Source organism: Prochlorococcus sp. MIT 1318 (genome assembly GCF_047304505.1).
In the GTDB taxonomy this organism is placed as follows: domain Bacteria; phylum Cyanobacteriota; class Cyanobacteriia; order PCC-6307; family Cyanobiaceae; genus Prochlorococcus; species Prochlorococcus marinus_D.
This window is the reverse complement of the sequence record NZ_CP138958.1, coordinates 994,366-1,015,619: the sequence shown is the minus strand read 5'-3', so window position 1 is coordinate 1,015,619 and position 21,254 is coordinate 994,366. Positions and strand designations below refer to the sequence as shown.

Sequence of the window (21,254 nt, the reverse complement as noted above, 5' to 3'; positions counted from 1 at the left end):
TATCTTAATATTAGTTAATACAATTTTTATACAATATTTGCTAGGCTGTCCTTAGAGCAAAGGAGGGCGAATTTGCCAAAGATAAAGGAAAAGGCCAAAGTCTTAGGAGGTAAAGGTATTGTTTTCTCTTACGTAACCGATGAAAGCAAATTCTACTACCGGGAGATGGCAAAGGGGACGAATACATATAGATATAAACTAATCAAGAGTGCATATGATCTAGAGACGGCAGTAGAGAAATGCATTGAAGCTTATGGAGAACTAAGAGAGGAAATTAAAGCAATTGAAAATGGTGCAGCCTTAGCAAAAGGCAATTCTGATACAAAGACTAAGACTGAAATAAATAACCTAGGGAAGTACATAAAGACACCAAGACAAAGGTCAAGAGATATACAAATTTGTGTGGATGAGTATCTTAAGCTAAAGCAAAAAGAAGTGGATTCAGGACTGCTAAAGATAAATACATACAAAATCAAAGACAGAAGCTTAAGGAAACAACTAATTCCATATCTAATATCTAATGGTATAACAAAAACTATTCAGATAAGTAACAATACCTTCAATAGTTATCCATTATGGAGGAAAGCACGTAAGTCAACAAGAAGGTTGGAGCTAATTATATTCAAAGAATTTATAGAAAATTTCTGTGTAATGAACAGCCTAGTTGCTAATGAAGTAAATATCAAAACAATGATGCCCAAGATTAGGATAACCGAATCAGAACTAGATGCCAATCCGCCATTAACGGAAAGGGGCAATTGGAATGAGATATTAAAAGGCTTAAAAGTTATTAGAGATAGAAGTGACTTAAAAAGGAATTACAGAGGAATTTATTTCGATAGATTATTTTATAGATGGTGTCTTATCGCTAAGAATAGTGGATTGAGGCCTAACATAGAACTAAATAAACTGCGTTGGTGTGATATAAAGAGAGAAAATGTAGGCAGATGGTCTAGCTCTGATAAAGTTAATAAAGATAAATGGGTTGCAGTTATACATGTTAGAGATACCAAGACTGGTAAACAGCGCACAGTGCCGACCAATGGAGTAGATACTCAATTAAAAGAATGGAGGAAGGAGCAGAATGCATACGTTAAAGAATACTTCCCATGGATTCAGATCACTGATGAGTCACTGGTGTTTGGCAATCCTGCAAATGCAATGAAACAGTTTGAATACACTATGTTCACATCTAGATGGGCTAAATTGATGAAGATATTAGAAGGAAAGCTGAAGCCATATATATTTAGCAATCGTCAATACACTATATACAGCCTGCGTTCAACCTATATTTGCAATCTGATACTACAGGGAAAGGATATCTATACTGCAGCTAAACTTGCTGGGCATACAGTAGCAATCTGCGAAAGGTACTATGCGAAGTTAGACATGGGATCCAGGGCTAAGCAGGTTACGGACTTTAAATATGGTGTGAAAAGTAGAAGAAAAGTAGATAGTGCAAGCTATATGGATGATGATATAAATGAAACAAAAACTAAACAGACACAAAGCAATTGGAGCCAGAATGATTCAGATTCTTATAAACGAACTTCACGCAAAGATAAAGCTAGCATTAACAGAAGCCAAACAGTTACTGCTGAAGAACAGTAAATGTAAAAAGCATTGTCAAAGGAGACAGAGCTGTTCTGATATATCCACTTAAGGAAATTCAAGCATTGAAGTCCTTGCTTAATTACGGCAGGCATCCAAGCAAATAGCCACACTCACGCCACAGGCATGCTACTGGTTCAAATGTATTAGTTCTTGCGGGCTCGCAACAAGAAGGTATCCTGTTCAATAGATATGGGCCAGGTAATTGACCACCTCCGCTATTCAAAGGCTAAGCGACGTTGACGTATCTGGAGTGGTGCTCAACGAGAACGCCGTAAAGGGCCTAAGCCAAGACGAGCGAGGCCTGTTGAAGGCAAGGGTCGTCATTGCGAATGAAGCTTGGGATACTGCAGGGAACTCGGTAAGGGCATGCGCCCAAGTCCTTTGCGATATCCAGATCAACGCTAAAAGTAAAGGCAACTGGACGGCCTTGCTTGACTCTGGTGATCTCCACTTCTCCAAGAGTGTTGCCCAAGACCTAGTCGCTGCCAATAAGTGGTTGTCAGAGCATCAAGTGCCTGACAGATTCTTGACTAATATTTCCGCTAGAACACTTGGCACAATTGCCCGCGTGAATGACAAGGGCATACAGCAGAAGTTGACTCAAAAGATAGTTGAAGTAGAAGGAGCAGGGATAAGCGAAGCTGAGGTCAAAAAGATACTTAGGGAGTCACGACCGAAGAAAGTGCTCAAGGAGTCAAAGAAGGCAATCAAAACGCTTAGCGAAGGTGCCACTAAAGAAGAGACTGTCAAGCACTATCAAGGAATTGTTGAAGGACTAGAGACTAAATTAAATAGTTCAATGTCGAAAATATCTAGACTTGAAAACTCAAATGCAGAGCTTCAAGGCGAACTTGCCAAGGTGAAGGCTACGTGGAAGGCCAAAGCTGAAGCGCTTGAGGAGGAACTGGCTAAAGCAAGAGAGTCTGTATAGAGAATGCAAATCGTCAAATTATTTCTCAAATGTGGATTGTTATTGAGCAATATTCGCATCTAAGCAACTTAATGCTATTTAAGAATTCACTTGACTTGCAAGATGTAGAAATAAAGTGCAATTTACTGCTTTCGTGAAATTCAGGCTATTATTAATTTTATAGATAAACTCCCCAGCTCTCACTCGACTCCAATGCAGCGTTCGATTCGTCTTCCTCTGTCGCTTGCTGGTGCTGCTGCTCTTGCCTTAGCCAGCACTCCCATCCAGCCAGTCGCTGCTCAAGAAGAAGAAGGCAGTGCAGCAGATCTAGGTGTCATGGAGATCAACCTTAAAGACGCTGTGCAGTTCAACTGGGGTTTTCAAGGAGCGCTGCAAGGAGCCGGAACACCGAATCAAGCCGGTATTGGAGCGTTTCTTCCCATTGCCGTTGGTGAGAACAGTGTTTGGTTTATTGATGCTCTAGCCAATGCCAACTTCGCTGATCGAGATGGTGAAAGCAGCATCGTTAATACCGATGTCGCTGGTACCACGATCAGCACATCAACAAGGCTTGGTTATCGCTGGCTCAATGGTGATCGCTCTTGGATGTATGGCATCAATGCTGGCTATGACAGTCGGCCGATGAATACAGGTGATGCGGATACCAGCGTCAATGTCTTTGATAAGCGTGATGTCTTCTTCTCTCAGGTGGCTGCAGGGTTAGAAGCAGTCTCAGACACTTGGGACTTCAATGCATATGCACTGGTTCCTATTGGTGATGTTGAGAAACGCCTGAATAGCCATTACAAAGGTGGTGCTCTTGATACCTACGGCTTAGATGTTGGCTACAGCATCACACCAGATCTCAATGCTTCTGTTGGTTATTACTACCAGCAAGGTGATCTCGATGATGCTGATGGTTCTGGTGTTAAAGGAAGGTTGGCTTACAACATCAGCAATGGTTTAACGCTTGGCGCCAATCTTTCTTACGACGAAGCCTTTGATACACGCTTTACGGCAGACATTAAATATCGCTTTGGAAGCAATGGTTATGGAGCACCAAGCAAGAGTGAACCAGCAGTGATGCCTGCAATTCAGGCGTTATCTGCAACACCAGCCAATCGGGATGTAAGGGTGCACGACACCAGTGAGCCAATTTATCAGCCAATTTGTGACCCTCCTTATGAGATGGACTGTCCTTGAAGAGGATACCCGCCAAAAGCCCCTGCAAAAGCGGGGGCTTTTTATTTCTTGAAACACCTCATTATTGGCTTGAAACAACCATCGATACCTGGCACCTTCTTGCGAATCAAATACTTATGCTGGCGTACAGTTGATCGATGCTAACCCTGGTAATATATACTGGGCAATACTAAGCCAGGTGTAAACTTACATTCTGTTAGTAACAACTTTACTCCTGACCGAAACCCATTACAAACACTACAAATCAAACCATACCCTCCTACTCTAAGAGGAGAGAATACCTAATTCCGACATAATAGGGAGAGAGAGAGGAAGACATAACAATATTAGATCCTATTACTAATGTCCCTGGAGAAGGACATTCTGTAATTACTACATTCACTGACTCTGTTCTACTGAATTACGTGAATCTTGGTTGTACCACCCACTCCAACACGGAATGGAATGTAGTGGAGTGAAGTCTGATCAACTCTGATTCAACCGATACTACTGTTAGGAGTAGTCAATAAAACTAACTCAATAACCAATACCTCGATGTTAAAAAACTCATGAGGTAATACTTCATTCAATCCTTAGTGGAGTGAAGTGGGAGTAGGAACAGATATAGGAAGAAGGGTGGACTTCCTAATGTCTTACGGGTTCAAGTCCCGTTTCCCACTATTAATTCTACCCAACCCAATACTTATAACCTTATGAAGACCAAGTCTAAAGTAGTGAATCAAGGTGAACAACTGAAGGTCAAGCCAACAAACTATCTGACTCCTCCATACCGTAAACCAACACGTACTAGAACTTGCACAACCTGAGAGTTAAAAGATAAACGTATTGAACCAAAGAATAGAGAAGCTACTACAAAAGAATAAAGAGCTGTTGGATGAGAACAAAAGGCTTCGATCTTTGGTTGGCGAGTCGGCCGTTAAGTAATAAATAAGCATAGAGCAATTGGCTTAATAACTATAAGTAAAAGATATTGCCCAAGATTGCAGGTTAATATTGCAATCAATATGGATAGTAATCAAGAATCCAAAGCCACTTTCAACTAAAGAGGCATACAGTGATTAGTTTATGGACGTGAAAAATAATTATAATTATCATAACAAGTATTTAAAGCGTAAATGACATTGAATAGAAGATTAATTGATACTACTTGAAAGTATTAAGTTAGCGAAGTGCTTTGATCCTACTATGCATTAAGATTTTGGCTAGATTACGTTATTAACGTGATTTAATGATTACAATAAATAAACCATGAGAATCTGAGATGAGCAAGGTCGATGCATCTCAATCAAATCAATTGGTTAATGTAGGACAGAGCATTTCAACCATTTCGAAGGTCGATATTATTGACTATGTAGCATATCCTTATTTCATCGATTATGAAGGTATTACTTACAAAGATGGGGTTGCGCTAGATACTTATTATCGCATATATGGTAATTTTGACTATTCAAGTGACGCAGCATTATATGAATCCAACGTTTCATCTATATATTACACTTGGGAGGTACTGGGAAGTATATCATTGACAAGTCTAGATGTTAAAGTAAAGGATATAATGAATGATCCAAATGTATTTTGGGACATGCTATTGGCTAAGAACAATACAATAATTGGTTCGCGGTATAACGACAATATAAGTACTAAGGCCGGAGCCGATTATATTGATTCAGGTGCTGGTAACGATAACATCTATGCTAATGAAGACGCTGACCTGATTATAGCTGGTGCTGGTGATGATAAGCTATATGGTGGACAAGGTGGTGACATACTATATGGAAATCAGGGTGCTGACAAGCTTTATGGAAACTTCCAGGATGATGTTTTATACGGCGGTCAAGATAATGACTGGCAACATGGTGGTCAGGGAGCTGATTGGCTTTACGGCAATTTTGGAATAGATGAAATGTATGGAGGCAGGGATAATGATTTGCTACATGGAGGACGGGAAAATGACAAGCTTTGGGGTAATCATGGAGCTGATAAATTCTTTCTTTCCAAGGGGCAAGATCAAGTGATGGATTTTAATGCTGCTGAAGGGGATTTGATATCGCTGCCAGCTGGTACAGCATATAGCCTTGCCCAACAGGGTACAGATCTTCTAATAGATGCAGCCTTAGGAGATCTTCTACTGGTCAACATTTCTAAAAATGATTTCAACGCAAGTAGCTCTATTGTTGTTGGTTGAATAGAGTCGATAGAGAAACAGTGGACGAACTAAAGGCGGATAACGAGGATATGGAAGCGAAGCTTGCTTGACAGACGGATTAGAATACCTGAAGTGTTAAGCCAAGGGTCCCGATGAACAAGGTATTTCTTGCAACAGCTTCATTATTCTCTATTGCATCCATCCTTTGTGGACCTGCTGAGGCAGATTTAGGAGACGCTGACTTGGGTGAAGCTAACGTTATTATTAATGATGGAAAGATCTATAAGGCAGTATGCGGAAAGGAGGAAGTTGACTGCAATGTAAAGTTTAAGGATGGTCGGTTTATTGTTGGAGATGGTGATGGTATAACTAAAGAACAGGTTGCTGGTGTAACAACTGAGAAGATACATACAGGTGACTTTTTAAGCAGTTGGCATTTTTATGAGTATCGAATTAAATATACTTCTAATGAAGGTAACGAGAAGGCAGCATCACTACGCTTCTATAATGATAAGGTTAATGAGGAATTTCGTAGGAACTTTGCCTACTGGTTAGGAGGCGACTTCCGTGAAATGGGTCCTGACCAAAAAGTTTTTGGTAAGAGATAGATATAGACCTTATAAAAGAGAGGATGTTTAATCCTCCTCATAATCCCATTCGCTGTCCAGTAGTTCTAGAGCGATGGCCTGAACTGTTGTGAACCCTTGCTCTGCGTAGAGCGTGAGGTCACTGAGCATGCCTTCATGGTCACCGCTTTAATAACCAGTGATGATTCGCTCAGCTTCGTCATTGGTCATGCGTGTTTAGAGCAGGACACCACCAGTATAGCAACAGAACTCATAGAAATGGTTGACAAAGGCTCTGCCATCTGCTAGTAAGTGTTTGTCCCGAAGGCTGGGACACAGAATTTGCTACACGATGCAGCTATAACATGCTGTAATCACTAAGTAAACGAAGATACCTAGCTTAGTAAGAGATGGCGTAATAGAAAGTGAGCGTTAAATGGCTATTGACATGAAACATTCATTTAATTCGTTGTCATTGCTTAATCGGGAACATTTATACAACACAACTACTCATGGCTTTGTCTAATGTCATCACTGCCCTTTTTGCAGACCCTAATTCATCAACTACCACACTCACAAAGCAGAACCTTAAGAAAGATATCTGGGACGCCTATCAGGCTTCCCAAGATCAACTCAGCCAGGCTAGAGAAGAGTTATTGCCAGCAGCATTATTTGGAGGTGTTATTACTCTATTAATTGTATTGCCAATGGCTAACTGAATTTTCAATGAGCAGGTATTAGTTTAAGCTAAGTAAATCCTGCTCTGACTTTTTAGCCAGGTGCCTAATCCTTTTTCCTATCAAATACTATTTGATGTAACAAGAATCAGAATTGACCAACTAACTGATTTACAATTTTATTTGTTCACCTCGAAAGACTTCAATGTTAAACAAATTCGCTTTAGCACTTTGTCTTTTAACCGCCCTGACTAATGCTCAGCATGTAATGGCTCAGCCAAAATTAATCGATGATTATACTAACAAGAAAAGTATTTCAATTGAAGATGATACATCAGGGAATATTCCAGCAATATACCTTGTAGTTGCATTTCTTCGAGGACATGGAATGGGGTTAGATGGATCTTCAGTATCTATACCTGTAAGTTCTATTGATCAATGCAATGAGCAGGGAGCTATGATGGTTGGAAAGAATACTAAAATGATCAAGACATTCTTCTGGTGTGTCGAGGGCATTAAATGAATAATCTATTTAAACTTTCCGTCGTTATATTAATGATTTTGTCAGGCTCTGAATCTAAGGCAGACTTTGGAGATGCAGACTTCCCAACAAATTTATTTAATGAAAGTCCAAAAAGTTACCATGATGCATGGTGTCGTAAAATCAATAATAAGTGTCGCATAAGATTTCAAGGACCTTCAATTTGGGTTGAAGGGCAAGGAGGAATCCACAGATCTCAATTCATAAGCTATCACTTTGATCAGGAGAATAATCCTGCTTATCATACAAATCAATACTTTAACTATATCAAATATATAGGAACAAGAGGGAATCAGAAAACAGCATTATTCATATTTGCAAATTTAGAGGCCCAAGGTGATTTTATGACAGCCTTTTCACGCTGGAAAAAACAAGACTCAAGGCCTATTCCAAATTACCGCTTACCAGCAAGCCAAGGACCCCAAGAAACACACGGTAGAGATAAGGGACTTAACCCTTACGATAACCCTCCAATAACAGATTGGAAGGAAAAGACTACTGAATGACAACCCTGCAAGCCCATCACAGGCCTACAGGAGCGCCTGTAAGGGTTCTTGGCCATTGTTTAGGAGGTTAACCGCCTAGCAACTGCTTTCAGCTGTCTGGGGGTCATGCAGAAGGCTCTGGCAATGACTTGCGTTCACACGGGAAGTTTGGTAACTGACGTATACAGAGATAACCGATGACTGACATTTACAGAGAGAACTGACCACTTACCTCTACAGAGAGAACCGACCACTTACCTCTACAGAGAGAACCGACCACTTACCTCTACAGAGAGAACCGACCACTTACCTCTACAGAGAGAACCGACCACTTACCTCTACAGAGAGAACCGACCACTTACCTCTACAGGGAGAACTAATGACTGACATATACAGGGAGAAGCCACATCAGTTACGTATAGAGGATGACCAATGACACACGTATAGAGGGAAAACCAATGACTGATGTATAGAGGGGGATACACATGACTGACCTATACAGTGTTATATGGCGATAACGCACCTATACTGGGAAAGTTCAACCACTTACATATACAGGAGAAAGGTCAAACACTGATGTATACAGGGGAAAGAACGACCACTTCCCTATAACGGGATAATCAAAGTCAAGTTGGACTATAAACGTAATGACATAGCTATTGAGTAATCATTAGTGCGTAAGTTTAGTTATCTTCAATAAAATAACTGTGCTGACAGACATGCTTCTGTTGAAATTAAAGTTAAGTCTTAGATTGATAAGATTCTGATTCTGCTTTCTTTCCAGGTTTTAGGGTTCCTGATTTGTTTGCTGTATGCCTTGGTGACGTCTTTGATTTGAGACTTAACTTACATAGGGTTTTTAGTCCTTTCTTTCACTTGCCTCGCCTGGTGACATATACAGGCTTTAATTCGACAACACAAACCTAAGCTTGATAAATAGCGTACTTAGCTTAATAGAGCCGGTATAGATACAAGTACTTCAGAAGGGTGGACAGATCTACTTATGATGTGCAATTCATCTTCGGCTCATTACTCACAACATACATACCAATGACACGCAATCAATTAAGACCAAATGTTGGTCAACAGTTAAAAGTTATTCAGCCTTCACTGCATGAGTCACTATTGTTACAGCAACAGGAGCTTCAAGCACAACAACCACTTAGCATCAATAAGTCACAGAACCGTAGGTCTAAGCCAACAGCTAAACCAAAGGTAAAGAGTAATAGCTTAGAAGCTCCATATAAAACACCTCAAGCTAAACCTAGGAAGCCAACCCAACAGAAGAAGGTTAAACCACAAGTTAAGCAGCTAACACTTGAAGTTGAAAAGAAATCATCCCTAGCCAAGCAAAAGCGAGAGATGGTGGAGTGGCTAGAGAACGTACAAATTAACTAAAGTAAACTCAACAATGAGGATAATACGAGTTTGGAGGAGGAGGATTAGTATAAAGGAGGTCCTGGCGGTTTTGGGGGTGGTATGGGATTAGGATTAGGGTTAGGGTTAGGGTTAGGATTACCATACTGATCCGGGTTCGAATCATAATCCCAACAAGAACCAGATAAGTCACACCACACTCCACCTTCTATAACTGAATCGTGCACTCTTACATCTCTATTACGTGGACTTGAGAACATAGCCCGTATAACAGGTGTTAGTTCTGGTTGCTTCTTTGGTTTCTTTTGTTCCTCTGCGGCGATTGAAGGCAGTGATACGAGTAATGTTAGAAGTATGAGGATGCCAGGTGTTTTCACTAGACTTATGTATGTTTATATAGTATAGTTATCCTTGGAAGAAATTACCAGAAAAAATAATTTCAGATCGGGCTTGGGTTTTATGACACAATTGTCTGAAGCGATATAACGTAGGTAGATGGATCTCATCGCCCCATAGCCCCCCTTCAGAAGTTGTATATATTGTGGAAAAGAGTCGTCCGAAGATGTCTATACAATAGATTTTCCATCTCCTATACAATATTCCCTGAAAATGACTGCTATGACTGGGTTAGTATACTTTGAGTCAAAGTACTATCAACACTGTCTACAAGATTCTCAATAAATAAACTAATTGAGAACAGATCTTGCCTGATTCGTGATCTGCATGGGCAGCTTTTAGTGATGACATTGCCTAGGGTTTTTAAGCTAAGCGCGACCAAGTACAATATCTCTACAATGATATTCTCAATATTGAGAAGTGCTGCTATGCAGTTAAATAAGAGATAATCCTGAATTTCCACGCAAAGTTCTCGACCAACTTCGACAACCACTCGAGGAAGGAGTCATTCGTCTGAATCGAGCCAGGCAGACATGTGCCTTCCCTGCTCAAATCACCCTTGTAGCAGCAACCAATCCCTGCCCATGCGGGTGGTTTGGAGATGAAGAGCATCCTTGCCGCTGTAGCCAATCCCAACGCCAGCGGTATTGGAGCCGCCACTCTGGCCCCTTATTAGATCGCCTGGATCTACAACTGCGTCTCAAGCACCTACCCGCAGCTCAGCTGCGCAAATCGGTTACCGGCTTCACTCCCACTGATCTCAATGATCAAGAGTTAATAGGCATCGAGCAGATCTTGCGCGCGCGCGCGGATGCTTGTTCGCAATCCTGATGGCAAGCTCAATCGCGACCTCTCGGCCCAGGATTTAGGGCAAATCGGCCAGCTGGATGAAAAGGCTCTAGAGCTCTGGGAGCAAGTTGTGAATCACCGCAGACTCAGTGCCCGCAGCGGTCTAAGGGTTCTTAGAGTCGCTAGGTCTCTGGCCGATCTTCATGATCAAGACAAAGTCAACAAAAATGCGATAGCGGAAACAATGTGTTGCCGTAGTTTTGATTGTGGCGATACCAAAGAAGATTTCGCTAGCTAATCCCCTTCACCTTAGCAATCATCCGTATCAAGCTTATTCCTACAAGGCTAAAATCAAATCAAATCAAATCAAATCAAATCAAATCAAATCAAATGGCGTTGATCATTAATCTTCGCCAAGATTATTCAAGCTGTATTCAAGCCCATAGGCAAACCATTTATTTACACAAGCCATTAACAATATGCACCATAGCGAAGAGACTGTTGAACTGATTTTAGCTACGTCATAACAGCCAATCAGGACGCGAGTAATTTCAGCAGGCAACCACACTGCCCAATCAACTATAAGAAAATTACTTAACCCGCCAAAAATTCACGCCAATGGAATACACTGTGGCTACTAGGATTCTGATTCTTGCGCATATCATTCACAACAGAAGTTTGGTGAAGAAAGGCACTCTTTAGACCAGTAAAGACCATGCTCTTAGATACTTTCCTCTAAAACGGCGCCGGCAAGTTAACTTCGCCAATTCTCTCCAACAATGGACTGGTGCATTGAGCAAGCCACAAATTTGGAGCAAGGCAGAGTAACAAGCTGAATCTACTTATCGATCAAGAGATTCAACAGTTGAGGTCTCAGTTTTTTTCTTCAACAGTTGCCTCCTCAACGACTATTTCCTCAACATCTACCTCCTCAACAGTTACCTTCTCCTCTGCCGTGACGCCTTCATCAGAACTTCCAGGCCAAGTTTCGCTGAACACATACAGATGACCAAGCGTACGTTGCCCATATTGGCGACGCATCAATTGCCAACCAGGCTCGAAGTTCAACTTAAGGAAATCACTGCTAGAAACCCCAGCACCACCAGCCCTGGCCACGATCAGGGATGGGCTAGAGGTATCCCTAGTGGGGATGGCTAGCAAATGCATATCCCGATCAGTCCTTACCACACTCAAGCGATAGTGAGTTCCTAGGTCATCGCCCCCTATCCGCAACGAATACCCATTGCCGTCAATGTATCGATTGCAAATCCCGGTGAAATCAAATCTCGCAAGCAAAGGATCAACAACAGCCGGCAAGCTTCCATCGACTGCAAAACAGGCTCGTTTGCTACTGCGTTGTTCGTAGATATTCAACTGCGACCTTTCACCCTTGCCAATCGGGGCACCCACCAAAATGAATCGGCTCTGATCAACAGGGGCTGCTGTAAAGAGAGATCCCTGCGCCTGGACAGATGATGACCATCCAGTCAGGCCAGTCGCACCTAACAGAACCAGAGCAACTGCAGAGGGGAAATAACGAGCCATCAAGGCCTGCAAGATTCTGATCGAATCGTAAAAGTCTGCCGAGCAATCGGCTGCCCCCTCAGGCCGGTTTGTTGAGTCGAATCATGACCAACTGTGAATCCACCATGCCTGAAGCTGCAACCAGCAGAAGCTTGCCAGTCGCTAAAGCCACAAGAGATGGATTTCACGCGCTTCAAAGCAAGGCAAAGAAAGAACCAATCAAAGCGCGACGCCAAACACATAAGAAACTGTCAAGGAAAGCATCCTCAAAGGCTTCAGCCAAAGCATTCAGCCAAAGCATTCAAACCAGCGGACGAACATCAGCCCGCTTGAAGCCATGCTCCTTTAACTCAAGGCTGAGCTCATTCTCATCGGTGACCCTGTCTACAAAAAGGACACCTTCAAGGTGATCCATCTCGTGCTGGATGCAGCGAGCCATCAGGCCGTCGGCCTTCATTTTGCGTGGTCGTCCCATCTCATCGCGAAAACTGAGCACGATCTCACTAGGCCGCACCACATTGAGATAAACCCCTGGGATGCTCAGACAGCCTTCCTCATAAGTTTCAACAGTTGCACTGGAGCTAATGATCTCGGGATTGATCAACACCACTGGCGGGGTTGTAGGGGTTTCCAGATCAAGGTCAAGGACCAAGAGCTGTTTATGAATTCCCACCTGCGGTGCAGCCAAACCAATCCCCTTAGCTGCGTACATGCTGCGAAGCATGTCCCTCACCAAGTCCCTCACAGATTCATCAACCTTGCCAATCCGACGAGTGGATTGCCGCAAAACCCCATTACCCAAAGTGTGAATTTGAAGAGGCGGATGATCAAGCGGCTCCTTCGGGACTGCAACAGAGCCCTTGTTTTTTTCAGCCGTACGTGCCAGCTGAGCGAAGCTTCGAGCCAAAGAAAAGTCTCAGCATCAGTTGATTGAGTTTAGGCAACTCCACCGCACATCAGACCCCAAACCGCCATGAAAAGCACAAGCCATCACCAGCGAAACCCGCAGCAAACCACTCAACCTCTTTCTGCCAAACACGCTCTCGGACAAACACCCACCCTCAAAGAACCGCGCCTGATTGATGACTGGGTGCTTTGGCTGGAGCAACGTCCTCAGGAGCATGGTCGCACCACTGCCCTTATCCGTCCCTGGGGTCAATCTGACCACCCACCCCAAGAGCTGACACCTGCCCCAGCCAACCTGCGTAGTCGTATTCACGATTACGGAGGAGGGGTTCTAGCAACAGCCTGCCAAGACAACCAGCTACTGATGGCCTGGATCGATGATGCCGATGGCTGCCTCTGGTTCCAGCGCTGGCAGGGCCTCAACCAGGCCACAAAAGGTAAGAATGCATTATCTCCGCTCAAGCCGCCGCTTCGCCTCTCAAAACCAAACGATGCCCAACTTGCTGATGGTCTGATTGACCTCCCACGACAGCGCTGGCTCGGAATCATGGAAGCAGACAAGCGGGACTGGCTGGTGACCTTCTCCCTCAACCATGAGAACCAGGCTGCCACGGTGTTGCATCGACCTGCTGATTTTGCTGGTTACGCAATCCTCAGCCCCAATGGAGATCAACTGGCCTGGGTGGAATGGCAGCAACCGGCCATGCCCTGGGAGGCAAGCCAACTCTGGTGGGCCAGCCTCGACCCTGCGGGTTTGATCAAAAGCTCGGCTTGTCTAGCTGGTAGCAGACCACTTGATCACAAACAAACATCCGTTTTCCAGCCCCTTTGGCTACCCAATGGAGAGCTGGTTGTCAGCGAAGACAGCAGCGGCTGGTGGAATCTGATGGTGGCAAAGCTGACGATTGACCCCACTGTCCAACCCACTTGGCGACGCCCCTGGCCGCTTTCAGCCGAAACCGGCATGCCGCAGTGGGTTTATGGCATGAGCAGCAGCGCATGGGATGGAGAGCAAATTCTGACCGCCATCTGTGACCAAGGTTCTTGGAGGCTGAGCCGCTTGGCCGATGATGGACAGATCAGCACCATCAACCAACCTTTTGATGATCTAAATGATCTGCAGGCACAGGAAGGTCGAGCCGTAGCCATTGCTAGCAATGCCACCACGAGCCCTGGGCTACTAGAGCTCAACCTCAACTGTGGCAGCTGGAAGCACACCCCAGCCAGTGAGCCTTTACTGAATGCTGATGCGATCAGCGTTGCGGAGCCTATCTGGTTTGAAGGCTGCCATGGGCAAGCAACCCATGCCTGGTATTACCCGCCAATCAATGGCAGCAAAGGCCCTGCGCCACTGCTTGTCAAAAGCCATAGCGGCCCTACCAGCATGGCCAACCGCGGCCTAAGCCTCAGCATTCAGTTCTGGACATCCAGAGGCTGGGGAGTGGTGGATGTGAACTATGGCGGCTCCACTGGATTTGGCCGTGCATACCGCGAACGCCTCCGGGGAGGCTGGGGCGAAACAGACGTAACGGATTGCGCCGAAGCCGCACTGGCACTAGTGAAATGCAACAAGGCAAACCCAACACAAATCGCCATTGAAGGAGGCAGTGCCGGTGGATTTACCACCCTGGCCTGCCTTTGCTTCACCGATATCTTTCGCGCTGCTGCCTGCCGTTATGCAGTGAGTGATCTCACCGCCATGGCAGAGGACACCCATCGATTTGAAGCTCGATACCTCGATCACCTGGTAGGCCGTTGGCCCGACCAAAGACAACTTTACGAAAACCGCTCACCTCTCCTGCATGCCAACAAGATCCAATGCCCAGTGATCTTCTTTCAGGGACTTCAAGACAAAGTGGTTCCTCCAGATCAAACAGAACGGATGGCCAATGCCTTAAAAGAAAATGGCATACCAGTTGAACTGCACATTTTTGAGCAGGAAGGCCACGGCTTTCGCGACAGTGATGTCAAGATCAAAGTCTTAGAAGCAACAGAGCAATTCTTCCGCCGCCACCTAAAGCTCTAGCTGTGCTCTCTTAAGAAGCCAATCGTCGCAACCAATTCTTCAGCAAAACGATCGACTTCCTCTGGTGTGTTGGTGAAGCTCAAGCTGGCACGAGCTGATCCAGGGATCCCATAGTGACGATGCAAAGGCTGGGTGCAGTGGTGGCCACTACGAATACAGATCCCTGCTGAATCAAGCAGGGCACCAATATCATTGGGATGCAAGCCATCCACCGTGAAAGCCGCCAGGACCGCCCGATTAGGCTCCTGCTGAGGAGTTGGGCCCAGAATCGTCAACCCATCAATGGCTTGGAGGCGATCAAACAATTGCAGCGTGAGCTGCTGCTCCCAAGCGTGAATACGATCTAAGCCAACCTGGTTCAGGTAGTCGAGAGCAACGCCCATACCAATCGCTTCCCCAATAGCAGGGGTACCTGCTTCAAACTTGTAGGGCAGATCAGCCCAGCTGCTGTGGTCGAGATAAACGTCCTGAATCATTTCGCCACCTCCGAGGAAAGGCGGCATGGCATCAAGCAAATCCTCTCGAGCCCAAAGAAAACCCATCCCGGTAGGACCGCATAATTTGTGGGACGAACCCACGAGAAAGTCACATCCAAGCCGAGACACATCAACAGGCATATGTGGCAAGCTCTGGCAAGCATCGAGCAACACCAGAGCACCAAAGCGATGAGCCTCTGCAGTGACCTCAGAGATCGGGTTAAAACAGCCCAGCACATTGCTCAAGTGAGCCAGGCTGACCAAACGAGTTCGCTCGGAGAGTTTGTGCCGAAGATCGTTTAAATCAAGCTCCCCGCAATCGGTGAGGTCGACAAAGCGCAGCACGCAACCTGTTCGCTTGGCAAGCATCTGCCAAGGAACAATGTTGCTGTGATGCTCCATCAAGGTGAGCAGCACCTCGTCACCTTCATTGAGGTTGGCATCTCCCCAAGTGCGAGCCACCAGGTTGATCGCCTCACTCGCATTCCTTGTGAAAACGATTTCCCGCGCGCTTGAGGCAGCAATGAAATCAGCCACCTTCTGACGTGCTCGTTCAAAATCCTCGGTTGCACGAACACTCAACTGATGGGCACCACGGTGCACATTGGCGTTGTCATGGTCGTAGTAATGCTGTAAGGCATCCAGCACCTGCCGTGGCTTCTGACTTGTCGCCGCATGGTCCATGTAAATCAAGGGCTGGCCTAAGCAGGCGGTCTGGCCTAGTAGCGGGAAATCCGCTCGCGTCAGCTCTGCCAGGTTCGCTGAAGTTTCTACAGCTGCCATTGCCAACGGCATGCTCTGCTCTGAACTAACGGAAGAGGTCATGATCGGCTCAAACCCCATCCAACAATCGAGCTAACGGCTGCCAGGCCTGTGAAATAGATGGGAGCATGCAACTCACCTCATCACAAAACGCGCGCAGTAAAAGCTGTGCGGCTTGATCAGGTGAAATTCCGCGACTTTGAAGATAAAAAAGTGCCTCCGGCTGAAGCCGGCTCACTGTGGCCCCATGGGCGCATTTCACATCGTCAGCAACAATTTCCAACTCAGGCTTGGTGTCAATTCGAGCCCGATCTGAGAGCAACAAGCTACGACTTAGCTGCGCGGCATCGGTACGCTGCGCCTCACGAGGCACCTGCACCACCCCGTTAAAAACACTGCGGCCATGACCAGCTGCAACTACCTTGTGGAGTTGATCCAAGGTTCCTTCCGGGCCATTAAAACGCACACAGGAATGAGTATCAGCAAGCTGATTAGCCTGCACCAGTTGAAGGGCCCGCAATTGACTCTTGGCACCACCATTCAACTGAATCAATTGGGGCTCATGACGAATCACACCCCAACCTTGACTGACACTCACCAGGGAAACATCACTGCTTGGTTCCTGCTCAACAGCAAGATGAGCCAATAATGCAGCTTGAGGATGGCCGAAAGCTAGAAGGCCATGACGCAATTTGGCCTCACTTTGCAAGTGAGCTTCCACCAAAACGCTGGTGAGATTGGCACCTGAACTCAGCTGAACTTGTAGCAACTCAAGCTTGGCCTTTTCCTCAAGGAGCAAGAGCACCCGCACGGCAAAAACACCCCGATCGACGCCGGCATCACACACCAATTCAAGAGGGCTATCCACTATCCCGCGAACCCGCAAGCCAATGACTTGTGAAGCGATGGCCTGATTCAACGCCACAGGCCATTGGCCTTTGGATGTCGCCAGGTTCAAAGTGTGCCCTAGAGAATGCTTGAGTTCCGCATCGCTAAGCGGCGACAGGCCCTTCGGGAGAGTCACTCCACCAAAAGGATCCTGCCCCGTCCCTAAGACCAGACGTGTCACCTGATCAGAAACACCAGGAGCCGATGGCTCACCTAGAGAGCAAATCTGTCGAGGCTCAAGTTCAGCGATGGGTGCAAGATCACAAAAACGCCATGCCTCCTGTCGACGATGAGGAGCAGAGAGGGTTTCAAGGTGATTGCGCGACTGAGCCTGGCAGGCAGCCATCGGACCTGATGGGGCTTCAAGACTGTGCAAGAGCCGCTCACACCAGTCATCGAGAGCTGAGGAGTTCTTGATGGGGGCTTCCACCATCAGGTCATCTCCATTGCATCCAATTCACGATCAACCCATTCATAACCTCGTTGCTCCAACTCAAGTGCCAACGCCTTGTCACCGGAGCGCACAATCCTCCCCGCGGCCATCACATGCACGTAGTCGGGTTGAATGAGATCAAGTAGACGCTGGTAATGAGTAATCAACAGGGTGGCATTGTCAACATTTGCGAGTTGATTGACACCCCCAGACACGATGCGCAAAGCATCGATATCCAAACCGGAATCGGTTTCATCGAGAATCGCTACAAGAGGTTCTAGCAACGCCATTTGCAAAATCTCATTGCGCTTCTTCTCTCCACCACTGAAGCCCTCATTCACCGAACGGTCTAGAAAAGCTGGGTCCATCTGCACCAAACCGAGACGCTCACGCACAAAGTCTTCGAACGCAAAGGTGTCCAATTCCTCCAGGCCTTGTGCTAAGCGACGGGCATTCGAGGATACCCGCAGGAACTCAAGATTACTCACTCCAGGAATCTCAACCGGGTACTGAAAACCGAGAAAGAGCCCAATTCGAGAGCGCTCATCTGGCTCAAGAGGGAGTAAATCCTCACCGCGATAAAGAACACTTCCCTCGGTAACTTTGTAAGCAGGATGCCCTGCCAACACCTTAGATAAAGTGCTTTTACCGCTGCCATTACGACCCATCAAGGCATGAATCTCGCCTGCACGGATGGTGAGATTTACTCCATTAAGGATAGGCTGATCATCAACGCAAGCACACAAGTCGCGTATCTCTATCAGTACTGGAGCATCGGGAGAAATCACTATAAGAAACGAAAAGAATTAGGAGAGGTTGAGCCAACGCAGAAATTCATTATCCAACCGAACCCTCCAATTTAAGAGCCAACAGCTTATCAGCCTCAGCAGCGAACTCCATTGGCAACTGACTAAAAACATCTCGACAAAATCCACTAACAATCATAGAAATTGCAGCTTCAAAATCTATGCCCCGACTCTGAAGATAAAAAAGCTGATCTTCTGAGATTCTGCAGGTACTGGCCTCGTGCTCAATACTGGCATCAGGCTGCTGACTGCGTATATAAGGATAGGTGTTGGCTCCAGCCTGGTCACCAATCAGCATGGAATCGCACTGGCTGTAATTCTTGGCATTGACAGCCTTTGGACCCATCTGCACCAGACCGCGATAGCTGTTCGCCGAATGGCCTGCGCTGATGCCCTTGCTCACAATTGTTGAGCGAGTACGAGGCCCTAGATGGATCATTTTTGTGCCAGTATCTGCCTGCTGACGATGATTTGTGAGAGCAACCGAATAAAATTCACCTACGGAATCAGCACCTTGCAAGATGCAACTTGGATACTTCCAAGTAATCGCTGAGCCTGTTTCTACTTGTGACCAGCTAATTTTACTGCGCGCGCCAAAGCAATGCCCCCGCTTGGTGACAAAGTTGTAAATACCTCCAACGCCATTCTCATCACCAGCATACCAGTTTTGCACCGTGGAATACTTGATCGAAGCATCATCAAGTGCCACCAACTCCACAACAGCAGCATGAAGTGTATTGGTATCAAACATCGGAGCTGTACAACCCTCGAGATAGCTCACAGATGCTCCCTCTTCTGCAACAATCAAAGTCCGCTCAAATTGTCCAATATCGCCAGAATTAATGCGAAAATAAGAAGATAATTCCATCGGACATTCCACACCTTTAGGGATAAAAACAAAAGAGCCATCGCTGAACACAGCTGAGTTCAACGCCGCAAAATAATTATCATTCGAAGGCACAACTGTGCCAAGGTATCTACGAACCAATTCTGGATACTCATTCACAGCATCAGTAATGGAACAAAAGACCACTCCATGCTCAGCAAGCTTTTCTTTATATGTGGTTGCAATCGAAACGCTGTCAAATACGGCATCAACAGCCACATTTGATAAGCGCTTTTGTTCACTAAGTGGGATACCAAGCTTATCAAAAGTTTCCAACAAAGTCGGATCAACCTCTTCAAGGCTATTTTTTTTCTCCTTCTGTTTAGGTGCCGCGTAATAAACAATATCTTGATAATCTATCGGTGGATAACCAAGGCCTGCCCAATCAGGCGTTTGCAATTTAAGCCAGTGTCGATAGGCCCTGATCCGAAAATCAAGCAGGAACTGCGGCTCATTTTTCTTCTCCGAAATCAAGCGAACCACATCTTCGTCAAGACCCTTAGGGATCTTTTCAGTTTCGATGTCAGTTACGAACCCATACTTATATGGCTCTGAAACAAGCTGCCCAACGTGGCTTTGGCTGGTCATAATTGATAGCCGATCAGAAGGGAGTGAAGGTTTTGAAACCCTCTAGACAAAGGCCTTGGCTTGTGAAATATGGAGGACAGCATCTGGCATGACATCGAGAAGGAGGATGGGCCGAGCAACTTAGGCACGACGACATGAATAAACAAGAAGCCGTTGAAGGCTCTCAGAAGAAACGAAACCAATAGGTTTCGTTTCCAGAAGCCTAAGGCAAAAGGCCTTGAGGTGACTGGCCGCTTGGTGAAGCACTGTTCAAGACGCAACCAGATTGTGTCCATAGGATTGCAGCTTGAACCCTGCGTTGAACCTGATCTAACGCAACCTATGCCGCCACCTTCTGTTTCTGCGTGGCATGGTTATAGGAGCACTAACTATCCATGACCACAGAGGCGCAGGCACCTACCCGCGAAGCAACCCTCACTCTGCTATTGCGGCAGGGTGAGAGTAGTGCGGCAAACCTGGCTGCATCGTTGGGCATCTCAGTCCAAGCAATGCGACGCCATCTACGCAGCCTCGAAGACGATGGTCTGGTCGAGGCCAGCCCAACTCCCACAGGCCCAGGGCGTCCCTCGAACCTCTGGCAATTGACAGAGCAGGGACATCATCACTTCCCTGATGGCAGTGAGAATTTCGCCCTCGGCTTGATGGAGTCCATGAAAGCCGCCCTGTCTCCCGAGACATTTACGTCACTACTAAGTCAACAAGCACTCAAAAAAGCCAACCTCTACCGCCATCAGCTCGGCTCAGGGTCAATCCAGGATCGCCTTGAAAAGCTGGTGGAATTACGTCGCCAAGAGGGCTATGAAACGGAATGGCAGCCCGCCCCAGATGGTAGTGGCTGGTTCATTAAAGACTTTCACTGTTCCCTGCAAAGAATTGCAGAGGAGTATCCATCGGTTTGCGAGCAGGAATTACTGCTCATGAGAGAAACATTCCCCGACTGCTTGATTGATCGAGTGAACTGGCGTCTGGAATACGGCAATTGCTGCGGCTTCCAAATCAAGCCAACTCAAGGTCATGACTGACCAGGAGACGTAGTAGATGCATCCTCTCAGCCTGGAAGTCCCTTGGGCAGATCCAAGCCAGGCTCAATCAAATCCGCGACAGCAAAACCTGCAAGCTGCACCTTTGCCTTCCTGATCGAGGTTTAGACCACTGCCATCGGCATTGCCCCAGGTCATACCTTCTACCAATCCCGTGGAGGCAGACCAGCGGAGTCCTTGCCCTGGATGCACTCACAAATACCTATGCATCTCAT

Annotated in this window: 20 protein-coding genes; 13 read left to right on the top strand and 7 right to left on the bottom strand. The window is 46.0% G+C overall.

The features are described 5' to 3' along the window. Positions 1–165 precede the first annotated feature (165 nt). From SIB66_RS05000 to SIB66_RS04950, 11 genes are all read left to right on the top strand, one after another. Positions 166–1,611 carry a tyrosine-type recombinase/integrase gene (locus SIB66_RS05000; RefSeq protein ID WP_413681414.1) on the top strand — a complete coding sequence of 482 codons (1,446 nt, stop codon included), beginning with the start codon at positions 166–168 and terminating at the stop codon, positions 1,609–1,611. Positions 1,612–1,918: 307 nt separating this feature from the next. Then, the gene (locus SIB66_RS04995; RefSeq protein WP_236073680.1) at positions 1,919–2,545 is read left to right on the top strand and encodes a hypothetical protein; all 627 of its coding nucleotides are present in this window, start codon (positions 1,919–1,921) and stop codon (positions 2,543–2,545) included. Positions 2,546–2,737: 192 nt separating this feature from the next. Further along, positions 2,738–3,727, top strand: a complete 990-nt coding sequence (locus tag SIB66_RS04990) for a hypothetical protein (RefSeq protein WP_063421464.1) — start codon at positions 2,738–2,740, stop codon at positions 3,725–3,727. A 1,261-nt stretch (positions 3,728–4,988) separates the two neighbouring features. After that, the gene (locus SIB66_RS04985) at positions 4,989–5,912 is read left to right on the top strand and encodes a calcium-binding protein (RefSeq protein WP_063421466.1); all 924 of its coding nucleotides are present in this window, start codon (positions 4,989–4,991) and stop codon (positions 5,910–5,912) included. A gap of 113 nt (positions 5,913–6,025) precedes the next feature. Further along, on the top strand, positions 6,026–6,481 hold the full coding sequence (locus tag SIB66_RS04980; RefSeq protein WP_063421468.1) for a hypothetical protein: 456 nt from the start codon (positions 6,026–6,028) through the stop codon (positions 6,479–6,481). A 470-nt stretch (positions 6,482–6,951) separates the two neighbouring features. Next, entirely contained in the window at positions 6,952–7,158 is a 207-nt protein-coding gene (locus SIB66_RS04975; protein ID WP_063421470.1) for a hypothetical protein, read from the top strand. 226 nt (positions 7,159–7,384) lie between these two features. Further along, positions 7,385–7,639, top strand: coding sequence for a hypothetical protein (locus SIB66_RS04970; protein ID WP_236073682.1), 255 nt, complete (start codon positions 7,385–7,387; stop codon positions 7,637–7,639). After that, positions 7,636–8,163 (top strand): hypothetical protein, encoded by a 528-nt coding sequence (locus SIB66_RS04965; RefSeq protein ID WP_063421474.1) that lies wholly within the window; start codon positions 7,636–7,638, stop codon positions 8,161–8,163. Before SIB66_RS04970 ends, SIB66_RS04965 begins: the two co-directional genes overlap by 4 nt. A gap of 1,029 nt (positions 8,164–9,192) precedes the next feature. Continuing rightward, on the top strand, positions 9,193–9,540 hold the full coding sequence (locus SIB66_RS04960; RefSeq protein WP_063421476.1) for a hypothetical protein: 348 nt from the start codon (positions 9,193–9,195) through the stop codon (positions 9,538–9,540). An 813-nt stretch (positions 9,541–10,353) separates the two neighbouring features. Beyond that, on the top strand, positions 10,354–10,746 hold the full coding sequence (locus tag SIB66_RS04955) for an ATP-binding protein (protein ID WP_413681457.1): 393 nt from the start codon (positions 10,354–10,356) through the stop codon (positions 10,744–10,746). After that, positions 10,727–11,002, top strand: a complete 276-nt coding sequence (locus SIB66_RS04950; protein WP_063421478.1) for a hypothetical protein — start codon at positions 10,727–10,729, stop codon at positions 11,000–11,002. The genes SIB66_RS04955 and SIB66_RS04950 overlap by 20 nt, the downstream gene beginning before the upstream one ends. Positions 11,003–11,577: 575 nt before the next feature. On the opposite strand, the gene SIB66_RS04945 is transcribed toward SIB66_RS04950, so the two are convergent. Further along, positions 11,578–12,249, bottom strand: a complete 672-nt coding sequence (locus tag SIB66_RS04945; protein ID WP_236070152.1) for a DUF3747 domain-containing protein — start codon at positions 12,247–12,249, stop codon at positions 11,578–11,580. A 280-nt stretch (positions 12,250–12,529) separates the two neighbouring features. After that, complete coding sequence (def, locus tag SIB66_RS04940; protein WP_063395258.1) at positions 12,530–13,135, bottom strand: peptide deformylase; 606 nt, start codon at positions 13,133–13,135, stop codon at positions 12,530–12,532. A 66-nt stretch (positions 13,136–13,201) separates the two neighbouring features. Here def and SIB66_RS04935 point away from each other — a divergent pair, with 66 nt between their 5' ends. After that, positions 13,202–15,160: an alpha/beta hydrolase family protein gene (locus SIB66_RS04935; protein ID WP_063405901.1), complete on the top strand. Its 1,959-nt coding sequence runs from the start codon at positions 13,202–13,204 to the stop codon at positions 15,158–15,160. Here SIB66_RS04935 and SIB66_RS04930 read toward each other — a convergent pair. From SIB66_RS04930 to sufB, 4 genes are read right to left on the bottom strand one after another with little or no spacing between them, the layout of a single operon-like run. Further along, positions 15,157–16,461 (bottom strand): SufS family cysteine desulfurase, encoded by a 1,305-nt coding sequence (locus SIB66_RS04930; protein ID WP_063405902.1) that lies wholly within the window; start codon positions 16,459–16,461, stop codon positions 15,157–15,159. The genes SIB66_RS04935 and SIB66_RS04930 overlap by 4 nt on opposite strands. Positions 16,462–16,468: 7 nt before the next feature. After that, positions 16,469–17,719, bottom strand: coding sequence for a SufB/SufD family protein (locus SIB66_RS04925; RefSeq protein ID WP_063421480.1), 1,251 nt, complete (start codon positions 17,717–17,719; stop codon positions 16,469–16,471). Beyond that, positions 17,719–18,507, bottom strand: a complete 789-nt coding sequence (gene sufC / locus SIB66_RS04920) for a Fe-S cluster assembly ATPase SufC (RefSeq protein WP_063405904.1) — start codon at positions 18,505–18,507, stop codon at positions 17,719–17,721. Before sufC ends, SIB66_RS04925 begins: the two co-directional genes overlap by 1 nt. A 49-nt stretch (positions 18,508–18,556) precedes the next feature. Next, positions 18,557–19,999, bottom strand: coding sequence for a Fe-S cluster assembly protein SufB (sufB, locus tag SIB66_RS04915; protein WP_063405905.1), 1,443 nt, complete (start codon positions 19,997–19,999; stop codon positions 18,557–18,559). 374 nt (positions 20,000–20,373) lie between these two features. Here sufB and sufR point away from each other — a divergent pair, with 374 nt between their 5' ends. Next, a complete protein-coding gene (gene sufR, locus SIB66_RS04910) occupies positions 20,374–21,021 on the top strand; it encodes an iron-sulfur cluster biosynthesis transcriptional regulator SufR (RefSeq protein WP_063405907.1) in 648 nt (215 codons plus the stop codon). Between the two features lie 63 nt (positions 21,022–21,084). Here the strand turns inward: sufR and SIB66_RS04905 are convergent, their stop codons facing one another. After that, entirely contained in the window at positions 21,085–21,231 is a 147-nt protein-coding gene (locus SIB66_RS04905; RefSeq protein WP_236070153.1) for a hypothetical protein, read from the bottom strand. Between the last annotated feature and the right edge of the window lie 23 nt (positions 21,232–21,254).

Bases quoted from the DNA above. Each gene is read 5' to 3' on its own strand.
- SIB66_RS04970 (WP_236073682.1), top strand. From the start codon at position 7,385: ATGGCTCAGCCAAAATTAATCGATGATTATACTAACAAGAAAAGTATT.
- SIB66_RS04965 (WP_063421474.1), top strand. From the start codon at position 7,636: ATGAATAATCTATTTAAACTTTCCGTCGTTATATTAATGATTTTGTCA.
- SIB66_RS04925 (WP_063421480.1), bottom strand. From the start codon at position 17,719: ATGGTGGAAGCCCCCATCAAGAACTCCTCAGCTCTCGATGACTGGTGT.
- SIB66_RS04980 (WP_063421468.1), top strand. From the start codon at position 6,026: ATGAACAAGGTATTTCTTGCAACAGCTTCATTATTCTCTATTGCATCC.
- SIB66_RS04985 (WP_063421466.1), top strand. From the start codon at position 4,989: ATGAGCAAGGTCGATGCATCTCAATCAAATCAATTGGTTAATGTAGGA.
- sufB (WP_063405905.1), bottom strand. From the start codon at position 19,999: ATGACCAGCCAAAGCCACGTTGGGCAGCTTGTTTCAGAGCCATATAAG.
- sufR (WP_063405907.1), top strand. From the start codon at position 20,374: ATGACCACAGAGGCGCAGGCACCTACCCGCGAAGCAACCCTCACTCTG.
- SIB66_RS04960 (WP_063421476.1), top strand. From the start codon at position 9,193: ATGACACGCAATCAATTAAGACCAAATGTTGGTCAACAGTTAAAAGTT.
- SIB66_RS04950 (WP_063421478.1), top strand. From the start codon at position 10,727: ATGCTTGTTCGCAATCCTGATGGCAAGCTCAATCGCGACCTCTCGGCC.
- SIB66_RS04975 (WP_063421470.1), top strand. From the start codon at position 6,952: ATGGCTTTGTCTAATGTCATCACTGCCCTTTTTGCAGACCCTAATTCA.
- SIB66_RS05000 (WP_413681414.1), top strand. From the start codon at position 166: ATGGCAAAGGGGACGAATACATATAGATATAAACTAATCAAGAGTGCA.
- SIB66_RS04990 (WP_063421464.1), top strand. From the start codon at position 2,738: ATGCAGCGTTCGATTCGTCTTCCTCTGTCGCTTGCTGGTGCTGCTGCT.
- SIB66_RS04930 (WP_063405902.1), bottom strand. From the start codon at position 16,461: ATGACCTCTTCCGTTAGTTCAGAGCAGAGCATGCCGTTGGCAATGGCA.
- SIB66_RS04935 (WP_063405901.1), top strand. From the start codon at position 13,202: ATGAAAAGCACAAGCCATCACCAGCGAAACCCGCAGCAAACCACTCAA.
- SIB66_RS04945 (WP_236070152.1), bottom strand. From the start codon at position 12,249: ATGGCTCGTTATTTCCCCTCTGCAGTTGCTCTGGTTCTGTTAGGTGCG.